Here is a 15,287-nt window from a genome sequence, read left to right on the forward strand (position 1 = left end):
TGTCGCCAGATAGAATAATGGTTGACGAGAATGAACAAGGCTGAAGAAACAGCGGCATGTGTCATTGCTAAAAGCAAAATGACGTTGCCCGTCATGGAGCCCGGCCACGTCTGGCTCGTGGGGGCTGGGCCGGGGGATCCCGGCCTTTTGACGCTTCATGCCGTCAACGCCCTGCAACAGGCGGATGTTATCGTTTATGACGCACTGGTGGATGATGCCTGCCTCTCTCTGAAACATGCAGATGCTGTTCTGGAATATGCAGGCAAGCGCGGCGGCAAGCCTTCGCCGAAACAGCGCGATATTTCTCTGCGGCTTGTCGAACTTGCGAAACAAGGCAATAAGGTGCTGCGGTTGAAAGGTGGCGATCCGTTTGTTTTCGGACGCGGAGCAGAAGAGGCGCTGACGCTAGTGGAACACGGGGTTCCGTTTCGCGTCGTTCCCGGAGTGACTGCCGGAATTGGCGGCCTCGCCTATGCAGGCATCGCCGCTACGCATCGCGACATCAATCAGTCCGTGACGTTTCTGACTGGCCACGACGCCAGCGGTCTGGTGCCCGACGGAGTAGACTGGACCGGTATCGCCAGAACCTCTCCGGTGATCGTCATGTATATGGCGATGAAACATATTGATCTTATTGCCAGGCGGCTGATCGATGCCGGACGCTCGCCCGACGAGCCTGTCGCCTTTGTGTGCAATGCGAGCCTGCCTAGCCAGACCGTGCTCGAAACGACATTGGCGCAGGCTGCAAAAGACGTGGAAGCGGCGGGGCTGAACCCGCCTGCGATCGTGGTTGTGGGGCAAGTGGTTCGCCTGCGGGATGGATTGGACTGGATGGGCGCTTTGAGCGGCAAGATCCTGTTCAGCGACCCGCTTGGCAGAAAGAACCAAAATGAGGGAGCGCAAACCGCATGAAGGGTTTCATGATCGCTGCACCGGCTTCCGGGTCGGGCAAGACAACGGTAACGCTGGGTTTGTTGAGGGTTTTGAAACGCAGGGGCGTAGCGCTTGCACCGGCGAAAGCCGGGCCGGATTATATCGACCCTGCCTATCACAAGGCTGCGAGCGGCGCGGATTGCTTCAATCTCGACCCTTGGGCGATGCGTCCTGAACTTATCAGCGCGCTTTCCTCGCGCATGACCGAAAGCAGCGCCAAGCTGCTGGTCGCCGAGGGCATGATGGGGCTCTTTGACGGAGCGATGGACGGGAAGGGTTCTTCCGCCGATCTGGCCCGGGTTCTCGAGCTGCCGGTGGTGCTGGTGGTGGATTGTGCACGGCAATCACACTCGGTCGCGGCGCTTGTGTGGGGCTTCAGCCAGTTTCGCAAGGATGTGCTGATTGCCGGAATTATCCTCAACCGGGTTGGCAGCCCGCGGCACGAAGCGATGCTGCGTGGCGCGTTGGAGCCACTCGGCATTCCGGTTCTCGGCGCCTTGCCTCGCGATACCGATCTTTCGCTGCCAGAAAGGCATCTGGGACTGGTGCAGGCGGGCGAGCATTCCGACCTCGAAACTTTTCTGGATCATGCCGCTGATGTGATTGAAGCGCATATCGATCTGGATACGTTGCAGTCGATCTGGTCGCGGCCGAAGCGTTACGATGCGATGGCCAATGTTCCACGCCTGAAACCGCTTGGGAACCACATTGCGGTTGCCCGCGACGATGCATTCGCCTTTGCCTATGCGCATCTGTTTGAAGGCTGGCGCAGGCGAGGTGTGGAGATTTCGTTCTTCTCGCCGCTTGCAGATGAGGCTCCGAGACAGGATGCAGACGCAATCTATCTGCCCGGCGGTTATCCGGAACTTTACGCAGGCCGTCTGGCACAAGCCGCACGTTTTCAAACGGCAATACGCGATGCCGCAACGCGTGGTGCGACTGTTTATGGCGAATGCGGCGGCTACATGGTTCTTGGCGAGAGCTTGCAGGATGCGGAGGGTGTTGCGCATCCGATGCTGGGTCTTCTGCCGCTTGAAACGAGCTTCGCGAAAAGAAAGCTGCATCTTGGCTATCGCCTGCTGGAACCGCTTGAGGGCTCACCCTGGAAGGAGCCATTGAAGGCGCACGAGTTTCATTATGCAAGCATCCTGCGCGAAGGAGAGGCGGATCGGCTTTTCCGTGTGCGGGATGCCGCACGAGACGAGCTTGGCGAGGCAGGTCTCAGGGTCGGGTCCGTTTCAGGCTCTTTCATGCATGTGATCGATTTTTGCGGAGACAAAGCTTGAGTGCAGAAATCGAGCATGGCGGCGCGCTGGACAAGGCCGTCGCGCGCTTTGGCGGAAAGCCGGGAGGCTGGCTTGATCTTTCAACGGGCATCAACCCGGAGCCTTTTTCACTTCCCGAACTGACACCGGAAATCTGGAACCGCTTGCCGGATGAACGGCTGATGCTGGAAACGCTGCGGCTGGCCCGCAGCTATTATGGGCTGCGTGAGAATGCGTCCATTGTCGCAGCTCCCGGCACACAGGCTTTGATCCAGCTCGTCCCGACATTAGTTGCTCCGTCGACGGTTGCGGTTCTCGGGCCGACCTATCAGGAACATGCCGCTTCGTTCGTTGCCTGCGGCTGGAAGGTCGTGTCGTGTGCGGCAATCGGTGAAATTCCGGACGAGGCGACGGCGGCAGTTATCGTCAATCCCAATAATCCCGATGGTCGTGTGGTTTCAAAAGACGATCTTCAGCATCTGGCGCGAAAACTTGGTGCGCTGGGCGGCTTTCTGATCGTGGACGAGGCTTTTGCGGACGCGCATGAGGATGTCAGCGTTGCAGCGGATGCGGAAGACATGCCGATGATCGTGCTGAAATCTTTCGGCAAGTTTTTCGGGCTGGCTGGCGTTCGTCTGGGCTTTGCCGTTGCCGGTCAGCCGTTTGTCGAGGCATTGCAGCAGCGGCTTGGGCCATGGGCGGTATCCGGCCCGGCGCTTGCCATTGCCAGCCATGCCTTCCGCGGTGCCGAGGCGCTTTCCAACTATCGCGCGCGTATTGATCTGAGGCGCCTGGAACTCTCTGCTGTTCTCGAGAAATCCGGTCTGAAGGAAATCGGCGGCACGGCGCTGTTTTCTCTTGTTGAACACCCGGATGCGCACGAACTCTATGTCAGACTGTGCCAGAGACATATTCTGGTCCGGAAATTCAATTACGCCTCGCGCTGGTTGCGCATTGGTCTGCCGTTGGATGACGTGGCGCTTGCGCGCTTGGAAAAGGCGTTGAAACTTTGATTCAGTTTTTCTGGTCAAGCTCATGGAAATAAAGCTGATTATTCTTTCGCTTGCGCTGCTTCTCGATCGCTTTGTCGGCGATCCGCCGCAGCTATGGCAAAGGATGCCGCATCCCGTCGTCCTGTTCGGGAAAGCAATTTCATGGGGTGAAAAGCGCTGGAACAACCGAAATCTCGCTGCTGCGGTGCTTCGCCGAAATGGCATGTGGCTGACGGTTGGGCTGGTGGCTGTCTCTGTCGTTCTGGGGCTTGTCCTTGAGTTCCTACTGCCCTTTGCCGGAACAGCAGGCGCTGTTGCCGAAATTCTGATCGTGACGGTGCTGCTTGCGCAGAAAAGCCTTGCCGATCATGTGCAGGCGGTTGCGCTGGCGCTGCGGGAGGACGGCCTCGAGGGCGGACGGCGGGCCGTGTCGATGATTGTTGGACGCAATCCCGAGCATCTTGATGAGGGCGGCATCAGCAGGGCAGCGATAGAAAGTCTGGCCGAAAACGCATCCGACGGCATTGTCGCGCCTGCATTCTGGTTTCTGGTGGGCGGATTGCCGGGGCTGTTTGCCTACAAAATGATCAATACCGCCGACTCGATGATTGGTCATCTCAATGATCGCTATCGCGATTTCGGCCGTTTCGCGGCGAAGCTGGACGATGTTGCAAACTACATTCCTGCCCGGTTGACGGGGCTGCTGGCTTCACTGGCCACCGCGATCACGAAAGACAGGCTTTCAGGAAGGGAAGCTTTCTCGGTCATGCGCCGTGACGCGCGCCTGCATCGCTCGCCCAACGCAGGCTGGCCGGAATCGGCATTTGCAGGCGGGCTGGGGCTGGCATTGGCCGGTCCGCGCCAATATGGGACGGAAAAAGTTGAAGGTCCCATGCTCAATGCATCCGGCAAACGCGATGCCAATGCCGATGATATAGATGCCGCGCTTCACCTTTTCTGGTCAACCATGAGCCTGATGACCGGGCTGGTGATCGCCGCCAGTCTCATTGGGCTACTTGTCGGCTAGCACGAACCGTTTGCCGTCGAACCGCTGGAGGCGGTTGGGGTTGTCCGTTCGGATGCCGTTGTCGTCGAACTTGATCGTGCCAAGCACGGTTTCGAAGGAACCAGTGCGAAGCGTATCAAGCACCGGCTGCTTCTTCTCGTCGGCGCGCAGGATCGCATCCGCAGCAATCTCCGCGCTGGCATAGCCGATGATGGCATAAGCATCGGCCAGTTTTCCGGCCTGATGCAGTGCGTCGATTGCGGGTTTTGCTGTTGAAAGGTCCTGCGGCCGGACCGGAGCGATCATCAAAGTGCCCTCGCTTAAGGGCTGTGCGCCGGGCGCGGCATCAAGCAGGCTCCCGCCTGCAATCGTCAACGGATGATTGAGGACGGCAGCGCTTGTACCGATGGCGGCGATATCGTCACGTTCGCCGCCGACATAGACATGGGTTGCGCCTGCGCGCCGCAGGCGGGCGACTAGCGCATTCTGATTGTCGAGGCCGGGCCGATAGGTATCGGTAAAAACCGGTTGCAGCTGCTGCTCCTTGAGGCTGGCCAGAACACGTGCGGCACGTTCGCGTCCCTCAATCGTCCCGTCATCGATGACGGCAAAAGCCTGGGCACGCCAGAGACTGCCGAGAAAACTGCCTGTTGCTTCCGTTTCCTTGTCGAGTCCGGTTGCGAGTCGGAATACTGCCATCGGTGCGGGTGCGCGCCTTTCGGTCAGCGTGGGTTCACTGACGCCCGAGGCCACGATAACTATGTTGCCAGCTGCGAGAACCGGGAGCGCCGCCTCAAGGGCGTCGGGACACAGAAAGCCGGTTACGATCCGGACGTTTTCCCTCACGAAACGTTCCGCCGCTTCCCTGCCGCCTTCGGCATCGCAGCGGTCATCGGAAATGACGAGTTCAGCGCCTTTCGTCGCGGCCGCGATGCGCGCCCCTTCGGCCAGCTGATTACCCAACGGAGCGAAGGTTCCCGACAGGGGCGCTGCAAGTCCGATGCGCATATCTGCTGCCTGTGCCAGTACGGAACTGGCCAGCAGTGAGAGGATGATGCTTGTCAGCGCTGCGGCAGGACGTTTCCCTAGCTCGATCACGTGATCCGTCTTCAATAAACAATTCGTGGCATTTTCAACGAAAAGTGGGTAGCTGTTTCCTCGCCTTTGTGCAATGCCCGTTTCTGGGGGCCGATATCGCGGGCTTCTGAACATGGTAGCTGGCTTCAGGTAACATACCCATAGGGCGAGATGGATTCTGTTGGACGTGCAAACGATTAAGAACATCATTTCAAGTGCAGCTTCGGTGGAATCCAAGTCCTACCGCGATGCCATGAGCCATTATGCCGGCGCAGTGCAGATCGTCACGACCGCGGGCAGTGCGGGACGGCGCGGTCTAACCCTGACGGCGGCCTGCTCAGTGTCCGATAATCCGCCGACCATCCTCATCTGCCTGCAGAAGATCCACGAGGAAAACCGGCTGTTCATCGACAATGGGGTTTTTGCCGTCAACACGCTTGCCGGCTCGCATCAGCAGCTGGCGGACGCATTTTCCGGCCGCATTGGTCTGACGCAGGACGAGCGGTTCGAACTGGCGCGGTGGGAAGTTCAGGTTACCGGAGCGCCCATATTGGAGGGAGCGCTTGCCTCTTTCGATTGCCGAGTGGTGAGCGTTCAGGATCATTCCACCCATCACGTGCTTTTCGGCGAAGTGGTAGGCCTGCGGTCGAGGGCCGAAGAGGAAGCGCTGGTTTATCTCAACAGGCGCTACCATACGCTGGAGCTGTGATGTCGAGACGTGCAACACGCAGCCTCCTCGGAGTGTTGTTTCTGCTTTCGGCGGCGACGGCATCCGGGGCTTCGTCGCTGCCGCCTTACAAGGACGACTATTTCGCCTATCCCGGCGTCATCAGCAGCGCCGACAATGGCGATTACAAGGTCGTCGGTTACAATGAAATGCGCGATATAAACGGGCGCGATGCGGTGCCCGAAAAGCGGGTGAAAGACGCCTATGTCTCGCTAAAGGCGCGCGCCTACCAGAAGGACGTCACGTTTCAGACCAAAGCTGGGCCAGTCAAGGCCATGACGGCGGGCAAGCGCGAAGGTGCATCCTTCATCGTCATCTATCTGCATGGCCGGGGCGGCAATCGCCTGCAAGGCATGAATGATTTTACCTTCGGCGGTAATTTCAACCGGGTGAAGAATCTCGCTGCATTGAACGGCGGCTTGTATGTCACACCGGACTTCAAGGATTTCGCCGATGCGGGCGAGGCGCAGATTGCCGGGCTGATTGAAGCTGTCAAAGCTTCGTCGCCAAGCGCTCCCTTGATCCTGTCCTGCGGCTCGCAGGGCGGAACGCTGTGCTGGCGCATAGCGGGCAACGAAAACGCCGGTAGTCAGCTTTCAGGTCTCATCCTGCTCGGCTCGCTTTGGGATGAGGGATTTTTCAAGTCTCCCGCATTCAGGAAGCGCGTGCCCGTTTTCTTCGGTCATGGAAGCCGCGACCCGGTTTTCGCCATCGACAAGCAGGAATCCTTCTATCGCGAGATACGCAAGCGCGCGCCGGGTTATCCGGTTCAGTTTCGCCGTTTCGAGAGCGGCAATCACGGCACGCCCATCCGCATGTCGGATTGGCGGGAAATGCTGAACTGGATTTTGGCAAAGCAGTGACGTCAGCCTGTGGATGCGAATCGAAATTCTGGCAATGTGACCTTCCTGCCACTCGACAATCGAGCAAAACCGAATAGTTATCGAACTTAAATTTTACCTACTCAGCAGATCCTATGAGGTTGATCATGTACGGACGCGCCCGCACCGGAGCCCGTTTCCTAGCCATTGCCATGTTGGCCCCGCTTGCCGCTGCCTGCACGACGACTGTACCGACCACGACGGCGACGCCGGGCAAAACCGAGGCCCCGGTTAGCGCGCCGACGATTTCGATGCCGCGCTTCACTCCGACTGCTTATGTCGACCCTGCGCTGGCGCAGCCGTGCATCACCGCTGCTGCCAACAAATACTTCCTGCCGGAACGCGTTATCTCCGCCGTCAATTCCCGTCCGGGTGCAGCAGGCGGAACGGATGTCGATCTCAAGGTGGACCTGCGCACGGCTGTTTGCCAGCTCACTGCAAAGGGCGGTGTGCGTGCCGTCATCGACACGTCGCCGAAAAGCGCGGATCAGATTGCAGCCGAAGCAGCTGCCGCCAAGGCGGACGCCGCCGCCGCTGCCCAGCCGAAGAAGGCCAAGGCGAAGAAGAACTGATTCAACTGTCACGGCTAACATGCGAAAAAGGCAGGGTTTTCCCTGCCTTTTTGTTTGTCACTTCTCAGGCTTTTCGCCGTACCAACGCGGTGTATAAACCCATTCGCGGCCATCGGACTTCGCAAACCGTTGTGTATGCGAGGAGCCGATGATGACCACGGTGCGCATGTCGACATCCTCTGGCGTCAATGCACCCAGCGTAGTTGTCCGTGTCGTCTCGGCAGGTCTGCCTATGTCTCGTCCAAGGACGACGGGCGTTCCAGGCGATCGATATTGGCGCAGGATTTCCAGCGCGCGGCCAAGCTGATGCGGGCGCGCCCTGGAGATCGGATTGTAGAACGCCATGGCGAGATCGGCTTCGGCGGCAAGCGCCAGGCGCTTTTCGATGACCTCCCAGGGCTTCAGGTTGTCCGATAGCGAAATGATGCAGAAGTCATGTCCCAGCGGCGCACCAATGCGCGATGCGGCAGCCATTGCCGCTGAAATTCCAGGCTGGATGACAAGCTCCACGCCGTGCCACGCGGGATTGTCCGTTTCGTGCAGCGCCTCGACAACCGCCGCAGCCATCGCAAAGACACCGGGATCTCCCGACGAAACCATGACGACATGCCGCCCGGAAGCCGCGAGTTCGAATGCATGACGGGCGCGCTGCATTTCCTCACGATTGTCGGTCATGTGAATGGTTTGGTCCGGGCGGAAAGGGCGAAGATTCTCCTCAGCCATTCGCACATAGGTCTCATAGCCGAGAATGTCTTCAGCCTGTTCCAGTTCATGCTGGACGGCAGGCGTCATCAGGCTGCGCGATCCGGGCCCAAGTCCGATAACGACCAGCTTGCCGCGCTTTCGACCGACAAACAGCACATCTGCCGGGGTTGACGCAACGGCGATGGCGAGTCCGTCGTCTTCTATCAGCTCAATCGGCTGCTCGACCGAACGAAGGACGAGTTCGCGGACATGGGGTGCATCCGCCACAAAACGGAGTGGAATACCAAGCATCTGTGCCGCTCCGTGAAGTTCCGACGCAGCGCAGTCTTTTTCATCGGCGAGGAGCAAGGCCAGTGACTGCCGGGCTTTCCCCGCCCGGGCAAGCGCATGCTCAACATTGGCCTGAAGGTTTTCGCGGACCATATCAACGGCAATCGCCACGCTGCGCGGATGATAAATCAACTCGTCGGGACGCGGCACGCGATTGTGGGGCGTTATGCTGATCGTCAACGCGCCGTCGTCGGCGAAAGGCAATTTCGATTGCGCAAGCCAGCGCGATCGTCCTTCAATCCGCAGCTTCTGTCCCGCGAGCAGGTTCGACATGAAACTTTTCGCGCTGTCTGGATTGGCAAGCGTGAGTTCGGCAGGCGGATGCAGCAGATTGATTCCGAAGCGCAGTTCGCCGGACGTGGTTATTGCAGGCGCGACCTCAAGCGCCGCTGCAATCTGCCGCGCCATGTCGTTGACACCCGAGAGCCCACCCAACAGTGGCACGACCGCACTTCCATCCTCAGCCACGGCGAGAACTGGCGGTTCGATACGCTTGTTCTCAAGTAGCGGGGCGAGCGCCCGGATGACGATACCGGCGGCGCAAAGCGCGATGATCGGACGGCCTTCCTCATAGAGCGACCTTATTGCATCGCCGAAATGCATGAAGGTGTTGTCAACCGATGCAACGCGGCTCTGAAGGCCGCGTATTTCGGCGCGCTCCAACGCCATTGCGATCCGTTGCGCGGTGGGAACAGCTGCTTCTCCAAGCACCAGAATCGCAGGGGTCATGCGCCGTTCCATTTTTGCCCCGGAACGAGAATGATCGAGAAATAAGGGCAGTCGTCACCATCGACTTCGGCAAGGGGCACGATGCGCTGGTTGGACATGGTGGCGCGCTCGACATAGAGCGCACGGTCCATGAGACCGAGATCACCCAGCACTGCGCGGACCTTGTCGAGGTTCTTGCCGAGCTTCATGATCGCCGCAGCTCCCGTATCCGCGAGCCGCTGCTTCAGTTCCTCCGCGCCCATGACGCCGGAAAGAACGGAGAGCGTCTGGTTGCGATAGACAAGCGGCGCACCGAGGACGGCAGAGGCACCGAGAACGGAACAGACACCGGGCACGACTTGCGTTTCATACCGCCCTGCGAGCCGGTCGTGGATATACATGAACGAGCCGTAGAAGAAGGGATCGCCTTCCGCGATCACGGCCACATCCTGTCCCCGATCAAGATGGCTCGCGATCGTGTCCGTTATCTCACCATAGAAATCGCTGACGATCTGCTCGTAATCCATATGCGCCGGGAGCTTTTCCGTCGTCACCGGATAGATCAGCGGCACGAGAACCTGTTCGGGCGAAAGATATTCCTCGACGATGGTAAGGGCGTTGCCCTTCTTTCCCTTGGCGGCGTGATAGGCAACGACCGGCGCGCTCTTGAGAAGGCGGAGGGCTTTCAGCGTGATCAGTTCAGGATCGCCGGGGCCGACACCGAGGCCAAACAATCTGCCTTTTGCTGCCATTATTCGCGCTCCGACGCGAGCGCGTTGACCGCCGCTGCCGTCATGGCGCTGCCGCCGCGTCTTCCGCGAACGATCACGTAAGGCACGCCACGGCTGTTGGCGGCGAGTTCGTCCTTGGATTCCGCCGCACCCACGAAGCCAACCGGCATTCCGATGATGAGCGCCGGTTTCGGCGCACCGGCATCCAGCAATTCGAAGAGGCGGAAGAGGGCGGTTGGTGCATTGCCGATTGCAACCACGCTGTTGGCGAGATGGGGAAGCCAGAGGTCGAGTGCTGCGGCCGAGCGGGTGTTGCCGACCTTCGCGGCTAGCTCGGGAACCGACGGATCGCCAAGCGTGCAGATGACTTCATTATTTGCAGGCAGACGGGAACGGGTAATGCCTTCGGCCACCATGCGCGCATCACAAAGAATGGGCGCACCGGCGAGCAGGGCGTCGCGCCCGGCTTTACCTGCGCCTTCCGAGAAGGCGAGGTCATTGACTACATCCACCATGCCGCAGGCGTGAATGACCCGGACTGCAAGCTTTTCCAGATCGGCGGGTATGCGGCTCAGATCGGCCTCGGCACGAATGATGGCGAAAGACCGGTCGTAAATGGCCTGTCCGTCGCGGATGTAGTCTGTCATGGTGGACCACTCTAATCAGTGTCGGGCGTTCAGAAGGTGCGCCGCTTGGTCAATGGTAATATCAGTCGCCAATAACCGTCCGAAGCGCGATGGTCCAGCCCCGTCTTGCGGAAACGGCTCCTGCGTATAGAGATCGTAGCGGCCTGCCGAGCGCGCCAGCAGGGTATGCGGCAATGGCGCAAGCGCGGCGCATGATTTGGCGCATCCTGTAATGTGCACGGATGACGTTCCGGGACTTAAACGTGTCGCCAGCTTCCCGCCGTCGGTTTGAGTGTCGGCGAGCGCAGAGGCACATCCACTCGAGCCCGAACAGGCACGAAGCCGCGCGTGCGGGACTCCGGCTGTCGTTTCGAGACCAAGCGAACGGAGTTTTTGGGTGAGGTCGATCACCCGGGTTTCGTTTACATAAGGCAGGATGACACCTTGCCAGGGCGTAAGGCGCAGCTCGCTTTTTCCGCTCTCGGAGAGGTCCGCCAGCGCGCTGAGTTGGCGCGGCGTCAGCCGTCCCATCAGCGGTGTCGCGCCGATATAAATCGACCCATCGCGCTGCCGGTTCGGTCCGAGATGCGAAAACGCCATCGGTACCTTGCGTTTCCAGCCATTTGCCGAATGGATGGGAAAAGGGAGTTCCCTTTCCAAATTGGCCAGAAACTGCGATGGCGAAATGATCTCGAAGAGATGCTTCATCCGCGCAAAGCTGCCCTGCTGTAAAAAGCAATGCAGCAACGCTTCGATGAACAGCAGGGCGTGTCCCGCATCTATGGTTCCCAGCGCGGGTTTTTCGGGAGACGAGGCGAGGCCAAAAGCGTAGGTTTTCCGGTCCATGGATGAAAGCCAGATATCGCCCGGATGCGAAACCATTGCGCAATCCTCACCGCCGTCAATCTGCAAGGAGAATTTCGGCGATAGCGCATAGAAAGTCTCATTCGCCTGCAGCGTATCGAGCGCGGATGAGGCCAGTTCCGTGACATCGGCTATCTGGCTCCGATCAATGCCGGCCGTGGGGCTGACCATCACGTTGCGAATATCATCAGCACCGGGGTTTTCTGCTCCAAGGCCGGCGTCGTGCAGCGCAGCGACAACATTATCCCAATGTTCGGGCGCAATACCGCGCAACTGGATATTGGAGCGAATCGACAGCTCTATTGCGCCTGCATCGAAACGTTCAGCTATTGCTGCAATTGAACGTGCCTGATCGGCTGACAAGCGGCCCAGCTTCAGTTTTATGCGGGCAATCGCACCGTCTTTCGCCATCACCATGCGCGAGAGGCCGGGGCAGGCGTTGCGCCTGTCAGGATAGGTATGCAGCGAATTGGTGATCGGATTGCTCGGCATTTCAGTCTTATACGCCTCGCCGCATGCACTTGCTACTGTCCGCGACAGAGCGAAATGCCTCACATTCGTTCGCGCTTCCGCTCTATCCGTTTGTTTTGCCGCATTTATGCGAAGTCAGGTGATTTCACCTGACTGCAAAATGCTCTACGAACTCGGGAAAAGGAGCATCGCGCATGGCACGCTGGCTGACAGTGATCGGGATCGGTGAAGACGGGTTTGATGGGCTTGGAAAAACCGCGCTTGCTGCTATCGCCTCGGCCAAGGCCATTTTCGGCGGCAGACGCCATCTGGATTTTCTGAACGATGGCATCAAAGCCGAACGCGTGGCCTGGCCGTCTCCATTCGACGAAGCTATCGGGATGATCGAGGCCTATCGCGGCCAGCCGGTCATCGCGCTGGCAAGTGGCGATCCGATGTTTTTTGGCGTGGGTGCAACTTTGGCCCGGCATTTTTCGCCGGAAGAATTGCTGGTTCTACCGCATCCGTCTTCGCTTTCACTGGCCGCGGCGCGGATGGGCTGGCCGCTCCAGGATGTCCGCACAGTCAGCGTGCACGGTCGTCCGTTTGAATTGCTGCAGCCGCATATCCTGCCCGGCGAGAAGCTCCTGGTGCTCAGCAATGACGGTACGACGCCAGCAAAAGCGGCGGCACTGCTCAAGGGCAAGGGGTTTGGCCAAAGCCGCATGACTGTTCTTGAGCATATTGGTGGCTCCAAGGAGCAACGTGTACAGGATATCGCCGAAAACTGGTCGCACGGGCGATGCGCCGATCTGAATGTTCTGGCAATCGAATGCATCGTCGCACCGGAAGCGAACGTGTTTTCGCCTGTCGTAGGTCTTCCCGATGAAGCGTTCGAGAATGATGGCCAATTGACCAAGCGCGACATTCGTGCCGTCACGCTGTCACGATTGCAGCCATTGCCGCGTCAACTGCTATGGGATGTGGGTGCCGGTTGTGGTTCGATTGGCATCGAATGGATGCGTGTTCATCCCTCGTGTCGTGCGATTGCCATTGAGGCCAGCGAACAGCGACAGGCAATGATCGAGCGAAATCGCGCCGCACTGGGCGTTCCCGGATTGCAGCTTGTCAGGGGGGAGGCGCCCCTGGCGTTGGCGGGCTTGGAAGCGCCAGACGCGATCTTCATCGGCGGCGGGGTGACGGATGATGGTGTGCTGGAAGCTTGCTGGAACGCCTTGAATCCGGGGGGTAGGCTGGTTGCCAACGCCGTGACCCTGCAAAGCGAAATGCTGCTTTTCAACTGGCGTGAAAAGTACGGCGGAGAACTGACGCGATTGTCGGTTGCGCAGGCTGGGGCGCTCGGTTCTTTCGATGTCTGGCGGCAGGCACTACCCGTCACGATTTATTGCGGGTTCAAGCCAAAATGATGACTTGAATAGTCATGTTATATTCGGGTAAGGCTGGGGAAATTGTTTCCCAAAGGAGGACGGGGCATGTCCGAACTCAACGCCAATACCCGCTTTGCGCTTACCAATGCCGGTCATGTGGTCAATCAGCTTCTCGATCATTTCGTCGAGCATGCCGACGTGCACCGTCAGGGCAGCACGGCAAAGCTGGTGCTGAGCTTCGGTCAGGCGGATGTGCAGTGGGACGATGAAACGGTCAGCGTCGATGTCTCCAGCGAGGACGAAACTGGCCTTGCCTATATGAAATATTCCATTGCCGAACATGTGCTGGAGTTTCTCGACAAGGGCAGCGCCAAACCGAAAATCATCTGGGAAGGCGATGGGGCTGCCGGACTGCCGCTGCCCTATTTCCGCGAGATGCAGGTCGTCTCGGTGTCGAATGTAACACCGCACATGCGGCGCGTTCGCCTGAAAGGCGAAAACCTGTTCCGCTTCTCGCAGCTGGGGCTCCATATCCGCCTTCTGTTTCCGCCCGAAGGCCTGGCAAAGCCGCAATGGCCCACAACCGGTGAAGATGGCCGTCCGGTCTGGCCCGAAGGCGCAGCCAAGCTTGCGACACGTGTCTATACGATCCGCAACATCGATACCGTCGCCGGATGGGTGGATATCGATATGGTCGTTCACGGCGATGATTGCGACGCACCGGGTTCCGGTTGGGCCCTCAGCGCCAAGCCGGGCGATATTGTCGGCATGACAGGTCCCGGCGGCGGCGATGCAGGTGAGGCGAAGTGGTATCTGCTCGCCGGAGACGAAACCGCTCTGCCTGCCATCGGACGCATTCTGGAACGGTTGCCGGAAGGAACCAAGGCGGTCGTCCGGGTCGAGATCGGCAGCGCAGAGGAAGAGCAGGAACTTTTTTCGCGCGCCGATATCGATCTGCAGTGGCTGAACCGCAATGGCGCGGAAGCCGGAACGACGACCTTGTTGCAGGATGCCGTGCGGGCGGTCGAATTGCCGGAAGGCCAAGACGATATTTACGTCTGGGTCGGTTGTGAGTTCAACGCGTTCCGGTCGATCCGCACTTATATGCGCAAGGAACGCAATATTGCGAAGGATCGGCAGTTGATCGTCGCCTATTGGCGGCGCGGGCAGGATGGCGACACGCCGCGCAAGTCCGACGATTGATGCAATGAAAAAGGGGACCCCAAGGTCCCCTTTGCTTTTAGCGTATCCTGAGACGGACCGCTTCTGCTTTACCTGCGGAAGCCTTCGCTCGCCCGCATCAGGTTCTTCGTATAGTCGGCATGGATATTGCCGCTGACAAGATCGTTTGCCTGCAACTGTTCCACGACCTCACCATTGCGCATGACGGCAAGCCGGTCGCACATATGGGTGACGACGCCAAGGTCGTGGCTGACCATGACGAAGGTTAGGTTGCGGTCGCGCCGAACCTGTTCGAGCAGGTTTAGCACTTCCGCCTGAACCGAAGCATCGAGCGCGGAGGTCGGCTCGTCGAGCAGCAATATGCTGGGCTCGACGATTAGGGCGCGAGCAATGGCGATGCGCTGGCGCTGGCCACCCGAAAGCTGGTGCGGATAGCGAAAGCGGAAGCCGGAACCGAGTCCGACTTCATCGAGCGCCTTCACGATGCGCTGTTCCGTATCGTCGACCCCATGGATGGCGAGCGGTTCCAGCAACAGCCGGTCCACCGTCTGGCGCGGATGCAGCGAGCCGTAAGGGTCCTGAAACACCATCTGAACGTTGCGATAGAACGCCTTGTCACGCGGCGTTTTCAGCAATTGCCCGTCGATACGGATTTCGCCGTCCTCGACGGGCGCCAGTCCCGCAACAGCGCGCAGCAGGGTGGATTTGCCCGACCCGGATTCGCCTACGAGGCCGTAGGATTCGCCTCGGGCCACTTCGATGCTGACCGATTTCAGTGCATGGAAGTGGTCGAAATAGACGTCGATATTGTCGACGCTCAGTGCAGATGCCGTGCTCATAGCTTTCCCGG

15 protein-coding genes are annotated in these 15,287 nt (G+C 59.2%); 9 read left to right on the forward strand and 6 right to left on the reverse strand.

Annotated features, from left to right (window positions below; translation table 11 throughout):
- Nucleotides 1-30 precede the first annotated feature (30 nt).
- The 4 genes from cobA to cbiB are packed head-to-tail and all read left to right on the forward strand — an operon-like array spanning nucleotide 31 to nucleotide 4,217.
- A complete protein-coding gene (gene cobA / locus ACS5UA_RS01865) occupies nucleotides 31-912 on the forward strand; it encodes a uroporphyrinogen-III C-methyltransferase (protein ID WP_031346345.1) in 882 nt (293 codons plus the stop codon).
- Complete coding sequence (locus tag ACS5UA_RS01870; protein ID WP_021585989.1) at nucleotides 909-2,219, forward strand: cobyrinate a,c-diamide synthase; 1,311 nt, start codon at nucleotides 909-911, stop codon at nucleotides 2,217-2,219. The genes cobA and ACS5UA_RS01870 overlap by 4 nt, the downstream gene beginning before the upstream one ends.
- Complete coding sequence (gene cobD / locus ACS5UA_RS01875; RefSeq protein WP_112670221.1) at nucleotides 2,216-3,211, forward strand: threonine-phosphate decarboxylase CobD; 996 nt, start codon at nucleotides 2,216-2,218, stop codon at nucleotides 3,209-3,211. The genes ACS5UA_RS01870 and cobD overlap by 4 nt, the downstream gene beginning before the upstream one ends.
- Nucleotides 3,212-3,233: 22 nt before the next feature.
- Entirely contained in the window at nucleotides 3,234-4,217 is a 984-nt protein-coding gene (gene cbiB, locus ACS5UA_RS01880; protein ID WP_021585987.1) for an adenosylcobinamide-phosphate synthase CbiB, read from the forward strand.
- Here the strand turns inward: cbiB and ACS5UA_RS01885 are convergent.
- Nucleotides 4,203-5,294, reverse strand: a complete 1,092-nt coding sequence (locus tag ACS5UA_RS01885) for a branched-chain amino acid ABC transporter substrate-binding protein (protein WP_031346344.1) — start codon at nucleotides 5,292-5,294, stop codon at nucleotides 4,203-4,205. The two genes, cbiB and ACS5UA_RS01885, sit on opposite strands and share 15 nt — an antisense overlap.
- Nucleotides 5,295-5,460: 166 nt before the next feature.
- Between ACS5UA_RS01885 and ACS5UA_RS01890 the strand changes: the two genes are divergently transcribed.
- The 3 genes from ACS5UA_RS01890 to ACS5UA_RS01900 all read left to right on the forward strand — a co-directional run bounded on the left by ACS5UA_RS01890 (nucleotide 5,461) and on the right by ACS5UA_RS01900 (nucleotide 7,453).
- Nucleotides 5,461-5,982, forward strand: coding sequence for a flavin reductase (locus ACS5UA_RS01890; RefSeq protein ID WP_031346343.1), 522 nt, complete (start codon nucleotides 5,461-5,463; stop codon nucleotides 5,980-5,982).
- Nucleotides 5,982-6,863, forward strand: a complete 882-nt coding sequence (locus ACS5UA_RS01895) for a phospholipase (RefSeq protein WP_021585984.1) — start codon at nucleotides 5,982-5,984, stop codon at nucleotides 6,861-6,863. The genes ACS5UA_RS01890 and ACS5UA_RS01895 overlap by 1 nt, the downstream gene beginning before the upstream one ends.
- A gap of 125 nt (nucleotides 6,864-6,988) precedes the next feature.
- Nucleotides 6,989-7,453, forward strand: coding sequence for a hypothetical protein (locus tag ACS5UA_RS01900; protein ID WP_021585983.1), 465 nt, complete (start codon nucleotides 6,989-6,991; stop codon nucleotides 7,451-7,453).
- Between the two features lie 57 nt (nucleotides 7,454-7,510).
- Here the strand turns inward: ACS5UA_RS01900 and cobJ are convergent, their stop codons facing one another.
- From cobJ to cobG, 4 genes are read right to left on the reverse strand one after another with little or no spacing between them, the layout of a single operon-like run.
- Nucleotides 7,511-9,217, reverse strand: a complete 1,707-nt coding sequence (cobJ, locus tag ACS5UA_RS01905; protein ID WP_170873265.1) for a precorrin-3B C(17)-methyltransferase — start codon at nucleotides 9,215-9,217, stop codon at nucleotides 7,511-7,513.
- Complete coding sequence (locus tag ACS5UA_RS01910; protein ID WP_021585981.1) at nucleotides 9,214-9,948, reverse strand: precorrin-2 C(20)-methyltransferase; 735 nt, start codon at nucleotides 9,946-9,948, stop codon at nucleotides 9,214-9,216. The genes cobJ and ACS5UA_RS01910 overlap by 4 nt, the downstream gene beginning before the upstream one ends.
- Nucleotides 9,948-10,574: a precorrin-8X methylmutase gene (locus ACS5UA_RS01915; protein ID WP_021585980.1), complete on the reverse strand. Its 627-nt coding sequence runs from the start codon at nucleotides 10,572-10,574 to the stop codon at nucleotides 9,948-9,950. Before ACS5UA_RS01915 ends, ACS5UA_RS01910 begins: the two co-directional genes overlap by 1 nt.
- A gap of 15 nt (nucleotides 10,575-10,589) precedes the next feature.
- A complete protein-coding gene (gene cobG, locus ACS5UA_RS01920) occupies nucleotides 10,590-11,909 on the reverse strand; it encodes a precorrin-3B synthase (RefSeq protein WP_443101117.1) in 1,320 nt (439 codons plus the stop codon).
- A 173-nt stretch (nucleotides 11,910-12,082) separates the two neighbouring features.
- Here cobG and ACS5UA_RS01925 point away from each other — a divergent pair, with 173 nt between their 5' ends.
- Together ACS5UA_RS01925 and ACS5UA_RS01930 are read left to right on the forward strand one after the other, a co-directional pair.
- Nucleotides 12,083-13,294 carry a bifunctional cobalt-precorrin-7 (C(5))-methyltransferase/cobalt-precorrin-6B (C(15))-methyltransferase gene (locus tag ACS5UA_RS01925; protein WP_021585978.1) on the forward strand — a complete coding sequence of 404 codons (1,212 nt, stop codon included), beginning with the start codon at nucleotides 12,083-12,085 and terminating at the stop codon, nucleotides 13,292-13,294.
- 66 nt (nucleotides 13,295-13,360) lie between these two features.
- On the forward strand, nucleotides 13,361-14,458 hold the full coding sequence (locus ACS5UA_RS01930) for a siderophore-interacting protein (RefSeq protein WP_151686027.1): 1,098 nt from the start codon (nucleotides 13,361-13,363) through the stop codon (nucleotides 14,456-14,458).
- Between the two features lie 68 nt (nucleotides 14,459-14,526).
- On the opposite strand, the gene ACS5UA_RS01935 is transcribed toward ACS5UA_RS01930, so the two are convergent.
- Nucleotides 14,527-15,276 carry an ABC transporter ATP-binding protein gene (locus ACS5UA_RS01935; protein ID WP_443101118.1) on the reverse strand — a complete coding sequence of 250 codons (750 nt, stop codon included), beginning with the start codon at nucleotides 15,274-15,276 and terminating at the stop codon, nucleotides 14,527-14,529.
- Nucleotides 15,277-15,287: the final 11 nt, after the last annotated feature.

The sequence above is a fragment of the Brucella sp. RRSP16 genome (assembly GCF_052246815.1).
GTDB classification, from domain to species: domain Bacteria; phylum Pseudomonadota; class Alphaproteobacteria; order Rhizobiales; family Rhizobiaceae; genus Brucella; species Brucella intermedia.

Coding starts and splice junctions, on each gene's coding strand:
- cobA (WP_031346345.1), top strand. CDS start 31: ATGAACAAGGCTGAAGAAACAGCGGCATGTGTCATTGCTAAAAGCAAA.
- ACS5UA_RS01870 (WP_021585989.1), top strand. CDS start 909: ATGAAGGGTTTCATGATCGCTGCACCGGCTTCCGGGTCGGGCAAGACA.
- cbiB (WP_021585987.1), top strand. CDS start 3,234: ATGGAAATAAAGCTGATTATTCTTTCGCTTGCGCTGCTTCTCGATCGC.
- ACS5UA_RS01895 (WP_021585984.1), top strand. CDS start 5,982: ATGTCGAGACGTGCAACACGCAGCCTCCTCGGAGTGTTGTTTCTGCTT.
- ACS5UA_RS01900 (WP_021585983.1), top strand. CDS start 6,989: ATGTACGGACGCGCCCGCACCGGAGCCCGTTTCCTAGCCATTGCCATG.
- cobJ (WP_170873265.1), bottom strand. CDS start 9,217: ATGACCCCTGCGATTCTGGTGCTTGGAGAAGCAGCTGTTCCCACCGCG.
- ACS5UA_RS01910 (WP_021585981.1), bottom strand. CDS start 9,948: ATGGCAGCAAAAGGCAGATTGTTTGGCCTCGGTGTCGGCCCCGGCGAT.
- ACS5UA_RS01915 (WP_021585980.1), bottom strand. CDS start 10,574: ATGACAGACTACATCCGCGACGGACAGGCCATTTACGACCGGTCTTTC.
- cobG (WP_443101117.1), bottom strand. CDS start 11,909: ATGCCGAGCAATCCGATCACCAATTCGCTGCATACCTATCCTGACAGG.
- ACS5UA_RS01925 (WP_021585978.1), top strand. CDS start 12,083: ATGGCACGCTGGCTGACAGTGATCGGGATCGGTGAAGACGGGTTTGAT.
- ACS5UA_RS01930 (WP_151686027.1), top strand. CDS start 13,361: ATGTCCGAACTCAACGCCAATACCCGCTTTGCGCTTACCAATGCCGGT.
- ACS5UA_RS01935 (WP_443101118.1), bottom strand. CDS start 15,276: ATGAGCACGGCATCTGCACTGAGCGTCGACAATATCGACGTCTATTTC.